Genomic DNA, 13,884 nt, shown 5'->3' with positions numbered 1-13,884 from the left:
GGCTGGAAGCGGGTACGTCCCGGCCGGGTGGGTTCGAAAACAGGTTCTCGGTACTTTCTACAAACAGGAGCAGATGATGACTCGATCGGTTGTGAAATGGACGTCGCTGGCAGCCGCCGCGGTTTGCGTGATGGCACTGGCCACATCGGCCCAGGCGCAGGACACCAAGATTGTTTTGGGCATGTCCGGCTGGACCGGCTTTGCGCCGCTCACCCTGGCCGACAAGGCCGGCATCTTCAAGAAGAACGGCCTCGATGTCGAGATCAAGATGATCCCGCAGAAGGACCGCCACCTGGCCCTGGCTTCCAAGTCCATCCAGTGCGCTGCCACCACGGTCGAGACGCACGTGGCCTGGAACGCCAACGGCGTGCCCATCGTGCAGATCTTCCAGATGGACAAGTCCTACGGCGCGGATGGCATCGCGGTGCGCGGCGACATCAAGAGCTTTGCGGACTTGAAGGGCAAGACCATCGGCGTGGATGCGCCCGGCACTGCGCCGTACTTCGGCCTGGCCTGGATGCTCAGCAAAAACGGCATGAGCCTCAAGGACGTGAAGACCACCACGCTGTCGCCCCAGGCGGCCGCGCAGGCCTTCGTGGCCGGCCAGAACGACGCCGCCATGACGTACGAGCCGTACCTCTCCACCGTGCGTGACAACCCTGCCGCGGGCAAGATCTTGGCCACCACGCTCGACTACCCCATGGTGATGGACACCGTGGGTTGCGACCCCACCTGGCTCAAGGCCAACGGCAAGGCCGCGCAGGCCCTGGCCAATTCGTACTTCCAGGCGATCGACATGATCAAGGCCGACCCCACCAAGTCCAACGAGATCATGGGCGCAGCCGTCAAGCAGACGGGTGAGCAGTTTGCCAAGTCGTCGTCCTTCCTGCGCTGGCAGGACAAGGCCGCCAACCAGAAGTTCTTTGCGGGCGAGCTGCAGACTTTCATGAAGGACGCCACGGCCATCCTGCTGGAGGCCGGCATCATCCGCAAGGCGAATGAGGATCTGGCCGTCACCTTCGACGCGAGCTTCATCAAGTAACAGGCGCGGCTAACACAACTCTTCTGGCGTCGTTGCTCCCTCTTGTCGTACTAGCCGTACTGTCTTCGAGGAAGCGCCTAGTCAGAACCGCTTCGCTGAGTTGTCTTGGCCATTCCACACCCCAGAAAAACTGCTCCATGTCTGCTGTGCAACCCCTGTCCGCCACCGAGCCCCACGCCCCCGTGCGCCGGCGTTCGCTCGCTCCGCTGGAGCCTGTGAGTGCCCGCGCCCGCTGGATGCTGGGCTTTGGTTTTTTTGTGTTGTTCGTGCTGGTGTGGGCGTTCTTCACGCTGGGCGGATTCGTGTCGCCCACGTTCCTGGCCAGCCCCGTCACCATGGCCAAAGAGGGCTGGCTGCTGTTCAGCGAATACGGCTTTCACAAAGACATCGGCATGACGGTGTGGCGCGTGTTCGGCGGCTTCATCCTGGCCGCTGTGGTGGCCGTGCCGCTGGGCATAGCGATGGGCGCGTACAAGGGCATCGAGGCCTTCTTCGAGCCTTTCGTTTCGTTCTGCCGCTACCTGCCCGCGTCGGCCTTCATCCCGCTGTTGATCCTGTGGGCCGGCATTGGCGAGACGCAGAAGATCCTCGTCATCTTCATCGGCTCGGTCTTTCAGATCACGCTGATGGTGGCCGTCACCGTGGGTGGCGCGCGGCGCGACCTGGTGGAGGCTGCGTACACGCTGGGTGCGGGCCACAAGGGCATCGTCACGCGGGTGCTCATTCCCGGCGCCGCGCCCGAGATCGCCGAGACCCTGCGCCTGGTGCTGGGCTGGGCCTGGACCTACGTCATCGTGGCCGAGCTGATCGGCTCGTCGAGCGGTATCGGCCACATGATCACCGACAGCCAGTCGCTGCTCAACACCGGCCAGATCATCTTCGGCATCATCGTCATCGGCCTCATTGGGCTGGTGTCCGACTTCGCCTTCAAGGCGCTCAACCACCGTCTGTTTGCCTGGAGTTTTGTGCGATGAGCCGCGTTTCCATACAAGCCGTTTCGCGCGTCTTTGAGACCGCCAAGGGCCAGCGCACACAGGCGCTGCAGCCGGTCGACTTCGAGGTCAAGGACAACGACTTCGTCACCATCCTCGGCCCCTCGGGCTGCGGCAAGTCCACGCTGCTGCGCATCGTGGCGGGGCTGGACCACGCCACCAGCGGCCGCGTGCTGCTCGATGGCGCACCGGTCGAAGGCCCCGGGCCCGAGCGCGGCATGGTGTTCCAGAGCTACACGCTGTTCCCCTGGCTCACCATCGAGCAGAACATCCGCTTCGGCCTGCGCGAGCGCGGCATGCCCGAGGCGCAGCAGAAAGAACGCGCCGCGTACTTCATCGCCAAGGTGGGTCTGCGCGGCTTCGAGCAGCACTTTCCCAAGCAGCTGTCGGGCGGCATGCAGCAGCGCACCGCCATTGCGCGCGCGCTGGCCAACGACCCAAAGATATTGCTGATGGACGAGCCCTTCGGCGCGCTCGACAACCAGACCCGCGTGCTCATGCAGGAGCTGCTGTTGGGCATCTGGGAGGCGGAGCGCAAGACCGTGCTGTTTGTCACCCACGACATCGACGAGGCCATCTTCATGGCCAACCGTGTGGCCGTGTTCAGCGCCCGGCCCGGCCGCATCAAGACCGAGCTGGCGGTAGACCTGCCGCACCCGCGCCACTACACGATCAAGACCAGCCCCGAGTTCATGGACCTCAAGGCGCGCCTGACGGAAGAGATCCGCGCCGAGTCCATGGCGGCGGACCTGCATTAAGGCTTTATGAGCGCCCGTCCTTCCCGCCGTCCTGCAGATGCTCCGCGCAGCGGGCCCCGTGCCGCCGCAGCCAAGGCGGTCGTGGCCGTGGCTGCCCCGGCGCAGGCCATGGCGCTGTACGAGCAGGTCAAGGACCACATCTCGCGCAAGATCCAGGAAGGCATCTGGCGCGCGGGCGACCGCCTGCCGTCCGAGAACGAGCTGGTCACCCAGTTCGGCATCTCGCGCATGACAGTAAACCGCGCGCTGCGCGAGCTGGTGGAGCAGGGTCGCATCGTGCGCGTGGCCGGTGTGGGCAGCTTTGTGGCCGAAGACAAGCCCCAGTCCACGCTGCTGCAGATCGCTAATCTCGCCGGCGAGATCCGCCAGCGCGGGCACGATTACCGCTGCGACGTGCTGGCGGTGGAGCGCATATCGGCCACGCTCGAAGTGGCCGCCGCGCTGGACCTGCGCACGGGCGAGTCGGTGTTCCACTCGCTGTGCATCCACCGCGAAGACGGCGTGCCCGTGCAGCTGGAAGACCGCCACGTGAACCCCCGCCAGGTGCCCCAGTTCGCCGCGCAGGACTTCACGCTGCTGCAGCCCTCCGAATACCTGGTGCGCAACGTGCCGTTCGACCAGATCGAGCACGTGGTCGACGCCGTCATGCCCACCGCAGAGCAGGCCACGCTGCTGGAGATGTCGCCGCAAGAGCCCTGCCTGCTGCTCACCCGCCGCACCTGGTCGCGCGGCGTGCCGATCACCGTGGTGCGCTGCCTGCACCCCGCGACTCGCTACCGCCTGGGCAGCCGCTTTCGAGCCGACGGCAATCCCGTCGCTGGCTGAACCTCTGCCTGAAAACTGCCAATTTTTCCGCTTGTGACTACTTGTATATACAGGATCAACGCCATGACAAAAACAAGTGCCTCGTCCCTGACCTTGAACCCTGGCCGCGTCTCGCTGGCCGCGCTGCGCAGCATTTACGCCGCGCCCGTGCAGCTGTCGCTCGACCCGTCGGCACGCGCCCTCATGCAGGCATCGCTGGCCACGGTGCAGCGCATCGTGGACGAAGACCAGGTGGTCTACGGCATCAACACCGGCTTCGGCAAGCTCGCCAGCACCAAGATCGCCCACGAGCGCCTGGCCGAGCTGCAGCGCAACCTGGTGCTGTCGCACAGCGTGGGCACGGGCGATGCGCTGGCGGACGATGTGGTGCGCCTCATCCTGGCGACCAAGGCCATCAGCCTGGCGCGCGGGCACTCCGGCATCCGGCCCGAGATCGTGGATGCGCTGCTGGCCATGGCCAATGCCAACGTGCTGCCCGTGATCCCGGCCAAGGGCTCGGTGGGTGCGTCGGGCGACCTGGCGCCGCTGGCGCATCTGGCCTGCGTGCTGATCGGCGAAGGGCAGGCCAAGGTCAACGGCGCAGTGGTGTCGGGTGCCGAGGCCATGCGCTCCATCGGCTTGGCGCCGTTCGTGCTGGGCCCCAAGGAGGGGCTGGCGCTGCTCAACGGCACGCAGGTGTCCACCTCGCTCGCGCTGGCCGGGCTGTTCGGCGCAGAGAGCGTGTTCGCTGCCGCACTGGTCGCAGGTTGCCTGTCGCTCGAGGCCATCAAGGGCTCGGTCAAGCCGTTCGACGCACGCATCCACGAAGCACGCGGCCAGGTCGGGCAGATCGCCGTGGCGGCCGCCGTGCGCGCCTTGCTCGACGGCAGCGCCATCGACACCTCGCACCCCAACTGCGGCCGCGTGCAGGACCCGTACTCCATCCGCTGCGTGCCGCAGGTCATGGGCGCGTGCCTGGATAACCTGCACCACGCCGCGCGCGTGCTGACCATCGAGGCGAACGCTGCGTCGGACAACCCCCTGGTGTTCGACAACGGGGACGTGATCTCCGGCGGCAACTTCCACGCCGAGCCTGTGGCCTTCGTGGCGGACATCATCGCGCTGGCCGTGGCCGAGATCGGTGCCATCTCCGAGCGCCGCCTGTCGCTGCTGCTCGACCCTGGCCTGTCGGGCCTGCCGGCCTTCCTGATCCGCGACAGCGGCGTGAACTCGGGCTTCATGATCGCCCAGGTCACCGCCGCCGCGCTGGCCGCAGAGAACCAGTGCCTTGCCAACCCCAGCAGCGTGACCAGCCTGCCCACATCGGCCAACCAGGAAGACCACGTCTCCATGGCCACCTACGGCGCCCGGCGCCTGGGCGACATGGTGCGCAATGCGGCGGTGATGGTGGGCATCGAAGCCATGGCCGCTGCCCAGGGCATGGAGTTTGACCGTGCGATCAAGAGCTCTGCCTTGATCGAAGACCAATTCGCCGCGATCCGCCAGCGTGTGGCTTACCTGGAGCAAGACCGGTACCTCGCCACCGACATCGAAGCCATGCGCGACTGGGCCCAGCAATCTGCGTGGCCCGCAGCGCTGACGCAGTGCCTGCCCAGCTTCGCCTGAAGCCTGCCCATGGTTCGGTTCATCCATCACGTGTTCCCCCTCCAACCGTTCGGGCTGAGCCTGTCGAAACCAGGGCCCTCCCTGTGCAAGCCCTTCGACAAGCTCAGGGCGAACGGGGTGGATGACCGGAGCCAAGCACCTCACTGACCTCCCGCAAATCCCATCCACCGTTCACCGCCATCCCCATTCACCCAGGAGCCCACCATGAACGCCAACGACGCCATCATCGCTGCCGCAGCTTCCTCCACCCCCAGCACCGACCCCCGCCACGACGCGAGCCGCGTGATCCGCGCACCGCGCGGCAACCAGCTCACCTGCAAGAGCTGGCTCACTGAAGCGGCCTACCGCATGATCCAGAACAACCTGGACTCCGAAGTGGCCGAGCGCCCGCAAGACCTGGTGGTGTACGGCGGCATCGGCCGCGCCGCGCGCAACTGGGAGTGCTATGACCAGATCCTCGCCTCGCTCAAGGAGCTGAACGACGACGAAACCCTGCTCATCCAGTCCGGCAAGCCCGTGGGCGTGTTCAAGACCCACGCCAACGCGCCCCGCGTGCTGCTGGCCAACTCCAACCTTGTCCCCAAGTGGGCCAACTGGGAACACTTCAGCGAGCTGGACCAGAAGGGTCTGTTCATGTACGGCCAGATGACCGCCGGCAGCTGGATCTACATCGGCACGCAAGGCATCGTGCAGGGCACCTACGAAACCTTTGCCGAGGCCGGCCGCAAGCACTACGGCGGCTCGCTCGAAGGCAAGTGGATTTTGACTGCGGGCCTGGGCGGCATGGGCGGCGCACAGCCGCTGGCGGCCACGTTCGCGGGCGCGGTGTCGCTCAACATCGAGTGCCAGCAAAGCAGCATCGACTTTCGCCTGCGCACACGTTATGTGGACAAGCAGGCGCGCGACATCGACCATGCGTTTGAACTCATTCAACAGCACACGGCGGCCAAGGAAGCCATTTCCATCGCGCTGCTGGGCAATGCCGCCGACATACTGCCCGAGCTGGTCAAGCGTGCCAAAGCGGGCGGCCTCCAGCCCGACCTCGTCACCGACCAGACCTCGGCCCACGACCTCGTCAACGGCTACCTGCCCGCGGGCTGGACGGTGGAGCAGTGGCGCGCCGCGCAGCAGGACGTGACCCAGCACGAGGCGCTGAAGAAAGCCGCAGCCCGGTCGTGCGCTGTGCATGTGCAGGCCATGCTCGACTTCCAGTCGATGGGCATCCCCACGGTGGACTACGGCAACAACATCCGCCAGGTGGCGTTCGACGAAGGCGTAGCCAACGCGTTCGATTTCCCCGGCTTCGTGCCCGCCTACATCCGCCCGCTGTTTTGCGAAGGCAAGGGCCCGTTCCGCTGGGTGGCCCTGTCGGGCGACCCCGAGGACATCCGCAAGACCGACGCCAAGATCAAGGAGCTGTTCCCCGAGAACAAGCACGTGCACCGCTGGCTCGACATGGCCGGCGAGCGCATCGCCTTCCAGGGCCTGCCCGCGCGCATCTGCTGGCTGGGCCTGGGTGAGCGCCACATTGCGGGCCTGGCCTTCAACGAGATGGTCAAGAGCGGCGAGTTGAAGGCCCCCATCGTCATCGGCCGCGACCACCTGGACACCGGCAGCGTGGCCAGCCCCAACCGCGAGACCGAAGCCATGAAGGACGGCACCGACGCCGTGAGCGACTGGCCGCTGCTCAACGCGCTGCTCAACACCTCGGGCGGCGCCACCTGGGTCAGCCTGCACCACGGCGGCGGCGTGGGCATGGGCTACTCGCAGCACTCTGGCATGGTCATCGTGGCCGACGGCACGGATGACGCAGCCGAGCGCCTGGCGCGCGTGCTGGTCAACGACTGCGGCAGCGGCGTGATGCGCCATGCGGACGCGGGTTATGAACTGGCTGTGGAAACCGCCAAGAAGCAGGGGCTCAAACTGCCGATGATCAAGTAGCCCAGCCGATACTCGCTGGTTCTGTTTCTGGTCTGTGTGTGCGTTCGATCTGGAGGTGATGGTCCATGTCTGATGTTTCGTCCGACGGCTTGCAGCAGCCATGGCAGGCGCGCTTGCGCGAGCGGCTGAGCGACCAGCAGGTCGCTGACTTTGCCCGCGACGGAGCCATCTGCATCAAGCAGTTGCTCACGCCCCAAGAAGTGGCCCTGTTGCGCGAAGGCATCGATGCCAATCTGGCAGCACCCAGCCCACGCGCCAAGGTCGCCAGCCGGCCCGATGACCCCGGCCGTTTCTTCGAGGACTTCTGCAACTGGCAGGACATCCCGCAGTTCGGCCGCTTTGTGCACGAGACGCCCCTGGCCCTGGCCGCGCAGCGCCTCATGCAGTCGCACACCGTGCGGCTGTACCACGATCATGTGCTGGTCAAGGAGCCGGGCACACGTCAGAAGACGCCCTGGCACCAGGATCAGCCGTACTACAACATCGACGGAAAACAGAACGTGAGCATGTGGATACCGGTGGATCCGGTCTCGCGTGCCGCCACGCTCGAATTCGTGGCCGGGTCACACAAAGGCCCCTGGCTCATGCCACGCACCTTCATGGACAACCAGGCCAAGTGGTTCCCAGAGGGCAGCCTGCAGGACCTGCCCAACGTTGAGGCCGACCGCGCTGCCTTCCCCATCGTGGGGTGGGAGATCGAGCCTGGCGACGTGGTGTGTTTTCACATGCTCACGCTGCATGCGGCGGGCGGCGTAGAGGGCACCCACCGCCGCCGCGTGTTCTCAGTGCGGTTCCTTGGGGACGACACGCGGCATGCGCCCCGGGCGTGGAAGACTTCGCCCGAGTTCCCCGGTCTGGCCGATGTGCTGCCCGCTGGCGCGGAGATGGACCACCCGCTGTTCCCCCTGCTGGTGCCGGGCGCAGCGCAGACCACGGCGGAGACGCCCTCATGAACATGACAACCCCAACAACGATGGCGATGAATTTCTTTGACCTGGCAACGATCCCCAACACACCCTGGAAGAACGGCGGCGGCAGCACACAAGAGCTGGCCTGCTGGCCGCCCGGCGCGGACATGAACGGCTTCGAGTGGCGCGTGAGCTTGGCCACGGTGGACCGGCCCGGGCCGTTCTCGGTCTTCCCAGCCATCGACCGCCAGATCATGCTGCTGGGGGGCGATGGGTTGCACCTGCGCAGTGCCGGCTGGGAACACGCGCTCGACCAGCGCTGGCAGCCGTTTGCGTTTTCGGGCGACGACGCCGTGGACGGCGCGATGCTGGGCGACACATCCAAGGATTTCAACCTGATGCTGCGCCGCGACGTGTGGCAAGGCGCGCAGCGGGTGGTGGATGGTGCGCAGTCGCCAGCTGGTGTTGAAGCTGGTTTTTGTATGGTGCTGCGGGGCAATTGGCGGTGGTTGGAGCCGGTCGAGCAGGGCGCTCAACCCCGCGTGCTGCAAGCTGGCCAGGGCTTTTGGTGGGTAGGTGAAGGCGAGCCCTTGCAAGGGCGCCTGGAGCCTTTGCACGCCGCCGGCCGTGTGGCAGCGGGTACGGGCGCAGGCGATTCGGCGGACGCCCCGGCGCTGGTCTGGATCGCGCTGGAGCGCGGCTCCCACGCCAAAATTTAAGCAAAATTGGCCGCCAGCGCTTGATCCATAAGCGATAGTAGCTATTATTTTTATAGTATTTCAAGCCATGAGCCCTTCGGTAGACAAAAAGACGCAGCCCGGCGCGCGGGGCATTCCGCAGGGCCCCAGTGCCGACGGTGTATGGGTCAACCTGAATCCCGTGCCAGGGCTCGTGATAGCCAATGTGCCGGTGCCTGACGGCCAATGCACCTGCGTGGTGGTGCAGGGCGGCCGCATGTCCTGGGTGGGGCCGCAGGCGCAGGTGCCTGCCGAATATCAGGCGTTGCGCCGCTGGGACGCGCACGGCGCGCTCGCCACGCCGGGCCTCGTGGACTGCCACACGCACCTGGTCTACGGCGGCCAGCGCGCCAACGAGTTCGCCATGCGGCTGGCGGGTGCCACGTACGAAGAAGTGGCCAAGGCCGGCGGCGGCATTGTGTCGTCTGTCAAGGCCACGCGCGAGGCGTCGGAGGACGAACTCTTCGCCCTGGCTGCACCGCGGTTGCAGGCCTTGCTCGACGAAGGCGTTTGCGCCATCGAGATCAAATCCGGCTACGGCCTGGCCCTGGAGCACGAGCGCAAGCAACTGCGCGTGGCCCGACGCCTGGGCACAGCATTCGGGGTGATCGTGCGCACCACCTTCCTCGGCGCGCATGCCCTGCCGCCCGAATACGCAGGCCGCAGCCAGGACTACACCGACCTGGTCTGCAATGAGATGCTGCCCGCGCTCGCGGCCGAAGGCCTGGTCGATGCAGTGGACGTGTTCTGCGAACGCATCGCCTTCACGCTGGCCGAAACCGAACAGGTCTTCCAGGCTGCGCAAAAGCTCGGAATCCCAGTCAAGCTGCATGCCGAGCAACTTTCCGACATGGGCGGCGCCGCACTGGCCGCGCGCTACGGCGCGCTGTCGTGCGACCACATCGAGCACCTGTCGCAGGACGGCATCGCCGCCATGAAGGCCGCAGGCACCGTGGCCGTGCTGCTGCCCGGCGCCTGCTACACGCTGCGCGACACGCACCTGCCGCCCATTGCGCAGCTGCGCGAAGCCGGTGTGCCCATGGCGGTGTCCACCGACCACAACCCTGGCACATCGCCCGCGCTCAGCCTGCTGCTCATGGCCAACATGGCGTGCACGCTGTTTCGCCTGACGGTGCCCGAGGCCTTGGCGGGCATCACCACGCACGCCGCGCGTGCGCTGGGGCTGCAGGACACGCATGGCCTTATCGCCGCGGGCCGGCCCGCCAACTTTGTGCTTTGGCCGTTGAGCGAGCCGGCAGAGCTCGCCTATTGGTACGGCCACAAACCCGCCTGCACCATCGTGCGGCAAGGGTGCGTGGCTGCTGACGGGTTGGGCATTGATCTGCCACATGGAGGCCGCAATGGCATCTGAGGCTTCACGCAACCTCTTCGCAGCCGACGCGCTGCTGCCCACCGGCTGGGCGCGCAATGTGCTGGTGCAGTGGGATGGGGCAGGGCGCATCACCAGCGTGGCCCCCAACGCCACGGCACCAGCGGGCACGCCGGTGGCCGCGGGCCCGGTGATCCCCGGCATGCCCAACCTGCATTCGCACGCGTTTCAGCGCGCGTTCGCCGGGCTTACCGAGTACCGCGGCGAAAGCCAGGACAGCTTCTGGAGCTGGCGCAACCTGATGTACCGCTTTGCCGCGCGCATCACGCCCGAGTCGCTGGAGGCCATAGCCACCTGGCTGTACGTGGAGATGCTGGAGGCGGGCTACACGTCCGTGTGCGAGTTCCACTACGTGCACCACAACCAGGACGGCACGCCGTACGCCACCGATGGTGAAATGTCGCTGGCCCTGCTGCGCGCCGCACGCAACGCAGGCATCGGCCTCACGCTGCTGCCGGTGCTGTACCAGACCAGCGGCTTTGGCGGCAAGCCGCCGCGTGCGGACCAGGCCCGGTTCATCCGCAGCACCGACAGCATGCTCTCATTATTGGAGCGCCTGGCGCCCGCTGCGCAAGCGCAGGGGGCTGTTTTGGGCCTGGCGCCACACTCGCTGCGCGCGGTGCCGCCTGACAGCTTGCGCGCTGCCGTGCAGGGCCTCACGGCGGTGAACCCAAGGGCCCCCGTCCACATCCACATTGCCGAGCAGACGCAAGAGGTCGACGACTGCATCGCCTGGAGCGGCCAGCGCCCCGTGCAGTGGCTGCTCGACCACGCCAATGTGGACGCACGCTGGTGCCTGGTGCACGCCACACACATGACGCCCGATGAGTACGCCGCCGCCGCGCGCACCGGCGCCGTGGCCGGCATCTGCCCCACCACCGAAGCCAATCTGGGCGACGGCATTTTCGACATGCCGCTGTGGCTGAAACACGGTGGCCGCTGGGGCGTGGGCTCGGACAGCCACGCCTGCGTGAACGCGGCCGAAGAGCTGCTGATGCTCGAGTACGGTCAGCGTCTGTCCCGCCGCCAGCGCAATGTGCTGGCGAGCAGCACCCAGGCCGAGGTGGCGACCGCCATGACCTTGCAGGCCGTGGCGGGCGGCACGCAGGCATCTGGCCGCGCGAGTGCGGGCGGCGCGGCCGGCCTGGCCGTGGGCCAGCCAGCCGACCTGGTGGCGCTGGACGCACACCATGTGGCGCTGCGCGATTTGCCCGCGCACAGCATGCTCTCTGCGCACGTGTTTGCCAGCCACCGCACCTCGGCCATCGACAGCCTGTGGGTGGCCGGCGTGCAGCGCGTGGTGCAGGGCCGCCATGCGTTGCACGAAGCCGCCGCCCAGGCCTTCGTAGCCGCGCGGTCCGCCACCATTGCGACGGATGCCTGAGATGGCGCAGTCCTTTGCTTGCTCCCCGATCGTTCTGTGTGAGCCCGTTGAAGCCAGGACGCCCCTCGCAACCAGCCGTCGACAGCTGCACTGCGTGCGGCTTGCCACCGCAATGCCAGCCTGAACGCACGACTTGTTCTATCGCACTTCCCACCATGATCGATACCGTCACACCCCCACCACCGTTCCTCTTCCATCAGGGCACCCAGCCCCTGCTGATCTCCATGCCACACGCGGGCACTTACGTGCCGCCCGAGCTGGCTGCGCGTTTCACCGACGAAGCCCGCCAAGTCCCTGACACCGACTGGCACATGGAGCGCTTGTATGGCTTTGCGCGCGACATGGGCGCGTCCATCCTCGTGGCGACACACTCGCGCTACGTGGTCGACCTGAACCGCCCGCCGGACGGCGCGAGCCTCTACCCGGGCCAGAGCGTCACCGGCCTGTGCCCGGTAGACACGTTCGACGACACGCCCATCTACGCGCAAGGCGATGTGCCGGATGACGCCGAAGTCGCTGCGCGCCGCGATGCCATTTGGGCGCCGTACCACGCGCAACTGCGCACCGAGCTGGACCGCATCCGCGCCCAACACGGCTTGGCGGTGCTGTGGGATGCCCACTCGATCCGCTCGGTGTTGCCGCGCTTCTTTGAAGGCAAGCTGCCCGACCTGAACCTGGGCACGGCCAACGGCGAAAGCTGCGACCCTGCACTGGCGCAGCAGCTGCTGTCCATCGCCAAGGAAGCCAGTGGCTATACGGCCGTGCTCAACGGCCGCTTCAAAGGCGGGCATATCACGCGCCACTATGGCCAGCCGGGGCAGGGCGTGCACGCCATCCAGCTGGAGATGACGCAGTGCAGCTACATGCAGGAGGCCTTGCCATTCGACTACCTGCCCGCGGTGGCCGCCCGCGTGCAGCCCCATCTGCAGCGCATGCTGGCTGCGGCTTTGGCGTTTGCCGCTGCGGCATCAAGGGCTTGAGCCTGCTCAACCTGGTGGGGTAAATGCCTCACTTTGGCGAGGCCTTCGGTGCTACCATGAGACAGCGGTCCGCACCAGGCCGCAGAGCAGGGCAATCATCGCCCCTCACGCGGAAGGAGCCGCACCCGATGGATCCCACCGCGTACTACTACATGCCCCACTTCAAGCCCGGAGCATCGGTGCATTGGAAGCAGCAGCGCGAAACCGTGAGCCATGTGGTCATTCGCCGCAACGCAATGATGGTCTATTTGGTGGGGAACGATATCGCCGTGCACCCGGATGCCCTGCAACTGGCACCTTCGGCATTTCAGCTGTCCCGCGTGCCAGACCAACTCTGAAGCGCTCGCCGCGAGCGCTTCAGCTGCGCAGGGCTTCGCTGAGGGCGAGGCCCCAGCATTAAAAACCGTTAGGTCGGCGCAAACTGCGCCATCGCTTCGCCCAACTGAATCGGCCGTGTGGGTGCCCATTGCGGGTTGAACTGCAGCGGGCCTTGGGGGAACAGCATCACCACGGTAGAGCCGAGCAGGAAGCGGCCCATCTCCTCGCCCTTTTGCAGGCGGACCTGGCCCGCCGCGTAGTCCCACTCGCGCAGCTTGCCGGGGCGGGGCGGGTTCACCTGACCGTGCCACACCGTGGCCATGCTGCCCACGATGGTGGCGCCCACCAGCACGAGCACGAACGGGCCGCGCGCAGTTTCGAAAACGCACACCACACGCTCATTCCGCGCAAACAGCCCGGGCACGCCGCGCGCCGTGGTGGGGTTTACCGAAAACAGCTCGCCGGGCACGTGGATCATGCGTGTGAGCTCGCCGGCGCAGGGCATGTGGATGCGGTGGTAGTCGCGCGGGCTCAGGTACAGCGTGGCGAAGTGGCCGTTTTCAAAGCGTGCACCCAGCGCCGCGTCGCCGCCCACGAGGGCGGTGGTGGAGTACGAATGCCCCTTGGCCTGAAAGATCTGGTCGCGCGCGATCGGGCCGAACTGGCTGATGGCGCCGTCCACCGGGCAGACCAGGTCGGCGTCGGCGAGTGGGCGGGCGCCGGGCTTGAGCGCGCGCGTGAAGAAGTCGTTGAAGGACGCGTAGCTTGTGATGTCGGGGTTGGCAGCCTCGGCCATGTTCACGTTGTAGCGCGCCACAAAGCGGCGGATCACCGAGGTAGTGAGGCCCCCCAACTGGGCCGATGCGAACTTGCCTGCAAGCGACGTCAGCGCCTGCTTGGGAAAGAGGTACTGCGGAAGAACGGCGAGGCGGTCAGACACGGAGGGGCTTCCTTGTTGGGAGGGAGCGGGCCATTCTACGGGGCCTGCAAAGCATTGATGGAGT

The 13,884-nt window shown here is 66.6% G+C and carries 13 protein-coding genes; 12 read left to right on the top strand and 1 reads right to left on the bottom strand.

Annotated features, from left to right (window positions below; all coding sequences use genetic code 11):
• The first annotated feature begins 76 nt into the window (after window positions 1-76).
• The 12 genes from ACSQ3Q_RS14020 to ACSQ3Q_RS13965 all read left to right on the top strand — a co-directional run bounded on the left by ACSQ3Q_RS14020 (window position 77) and on the right by ACSQ3Q_RS13965 (window position 12,900).
• Entirely contained in the window at window positions 77-1,042 is a 966-nt protein-coding gene (locus tag ACSQ3Q_RS14020; RefSeq protein WP_436134970.1) for an ABC transporter substrate-binding protein, read from the top strand.
• A 137-nt stretch (window positions 1,043-1,179) separates the two neighbouring features.
• Window positions 1,180-2,016 (top strand): ABC transporter permease, encoded by an 837-nt coding sequence (locus ACSQ3Q_RS14015; RefSeq protein ID WP_436134969.1) that lies wholly within the window; start codon window positions 1,180-1,182, stop codon window positions 2,014-2,016.
• Entirely contained in the window at window positions 2,013-2,792 is a 780-nt protein-coding gene (locus ACSQ3Q_RS14010; RefSeq protein WP_436134968.1) for an ABC transporter ATP-binding protein, read from the top strand. Before ACSQ3Q_RS14015 ends, ACSQ3Q_RS14010 begins: the two co-directional genes overlap by 4 nt.
• A 6-nt stretch (window positions 2,793-2,798) precedes the next feature.
• The gene (gene hutC / locus ACSQ3Q_RS14005; protein ID WP_010465686.1) at window positions 2,799-3,617 is read left to right on the top strand and encodes a histidine utilization repressor; all 819 of its coding nucleotides are present in this window, start codon (window positions 2,799-2,801) and stop codon (window positions 3,615-3,617) included.
• 63 nt (window positions 3,618-3,680) lie between these two features.
• Window positions 3,681-5,222 (top strand): histidine ammonia-lyase, encoded by a 1,542-nt coding sequence (gene hutH, locus ACSQ3Q_RS14000; protein ID WP_436134967.1) that lies wholly within the window; start codon window positions 3,681-3,683, stop codon window positions 5,220-5,222.
• A 204-nt stretch (window positions 5,223-5,426) separates the two neighbouring features.
• Window positions 5,427-7,163 (top strand): urocanate hydratase, encoded by a 1,737-nt coding sequence (gene hutU, locus ACSQ3Q_RS13995; protein ID WP_436134966.1) that lies wholly within the window; start codon window positions 5,427-5,429, stop codon window positions 7,161-7,163.
• A gap of 65 nt (window positions 7,164-7,228) precedes the next feature.
• Window positions 7,229-8,116, top strand: a complete 888-nt coding sequence (locus tag ACSQ3Q_RS13990; protein WP_436134965.1) for a phytanoyl-CoA dioxygenase family protein — start codon at window positions 7,229-7,231, stop codon at window positions 8,114-8,116.
• Window positions 8,113-8,790, top strand: coding sequence for a HutD/Ves family protein (locus ACSQ3Q_RS13985; RefSeq protein WP_436134964.1), 678 nt, complete (start codon window positions 8,113-8,115; stop codon window positions 8,788-8,790). The genes ACSQ3Q_RS13990 and ACSQ3Q_RS13985 overlap by 4 nt, the downstream gene beginning before the upstream one ends.
• Window positions 8,791-8,857: 67 nt before the next feature.
• Window positions 8,858-10,180, top strand: a complete 1,323-nt coding sequence (gene hutI / locus ACSQ3Q_RS13980) for an imidazolonepropionase (RefSeq protein WP_436134963.1) — start codon at window positions 8,858-8,860, stop codon at window positions 10,178-10,180.
• The gene (locus ACSQ3Q_RS13975; RefSeq protein WP_436134962.1) at window positions 10,170-11,582 is read left to right on the top strand and encodes a formimidoylglutamate deiminase; all 1,413 of its coding nucleotides are present in this window, start codon (window positions 10,170-10,172) and stop codon (window positions 11,580-11,582) included. The genes hutI and ACSQ3Q_RS13975 overlap by 11 nt, the downstream gene beginning before the upstream one ends.
• Window positions 11,583-11,737: 155 nt before the next feature.
• Complete coding sequence (hutG, locus tag ACSQ3Q_RS13970; protein WP_436134961.1) at window positions 11,738-12,562, top strand: N-formylglutamate deformylase; 825 nt, start codon at window positions 11,738-11,740, stop codon at window positions 12,560-12,562.
• A gap of 128 nt (window positions 12,563-12,690) precedes the next feature.
• Window positions 12,691-12,900: a hypothetical protein gene (locus ACSQ3Q_RS13965; RefSeq protein ID WP_436134960.1), complete on the top strand. Its 210-nt coding sequence runs from the start codon at window positions 12,691-12,693 to the stop codon at window positions 12,898-12,900.
• A 68-nt stretch (window positions 12,901-12,968) separates the two neighbouring features.
• On the opposite strand, the gene asd is transcribed toward ACSQ3Q_RS13965, so the two are convergent.
• The gene (asd, locus tag ACSQ3Q_RS13960; protein WP_436134959.1) at window positions 12,969-13,820 is read right to left on the bottom strand and encodes an archaetidylserine decarboxylase; all 852 of its coding nucleotides are present in this window, start codon (window positions 13,818-13,820) and stop codon (window positions 12,969-12,971) included.
• Window positions 13,821-13,884 lie beyond the last annotated feature (64 nt).

The organism is Acidovorax sp. LjRoot129 (genome assembly GCF_964253765.1).
Lineage (GTDB): Bacteria > Pseudomonadota > Gammaproteobacteria > Burkholderiales > Burkholderiaceae_C > Acidovorax.
Note: the sequence above shows the minus strand (reverse complement) of the source record. Positions and strands in the feature narration are given on the sequence as shown.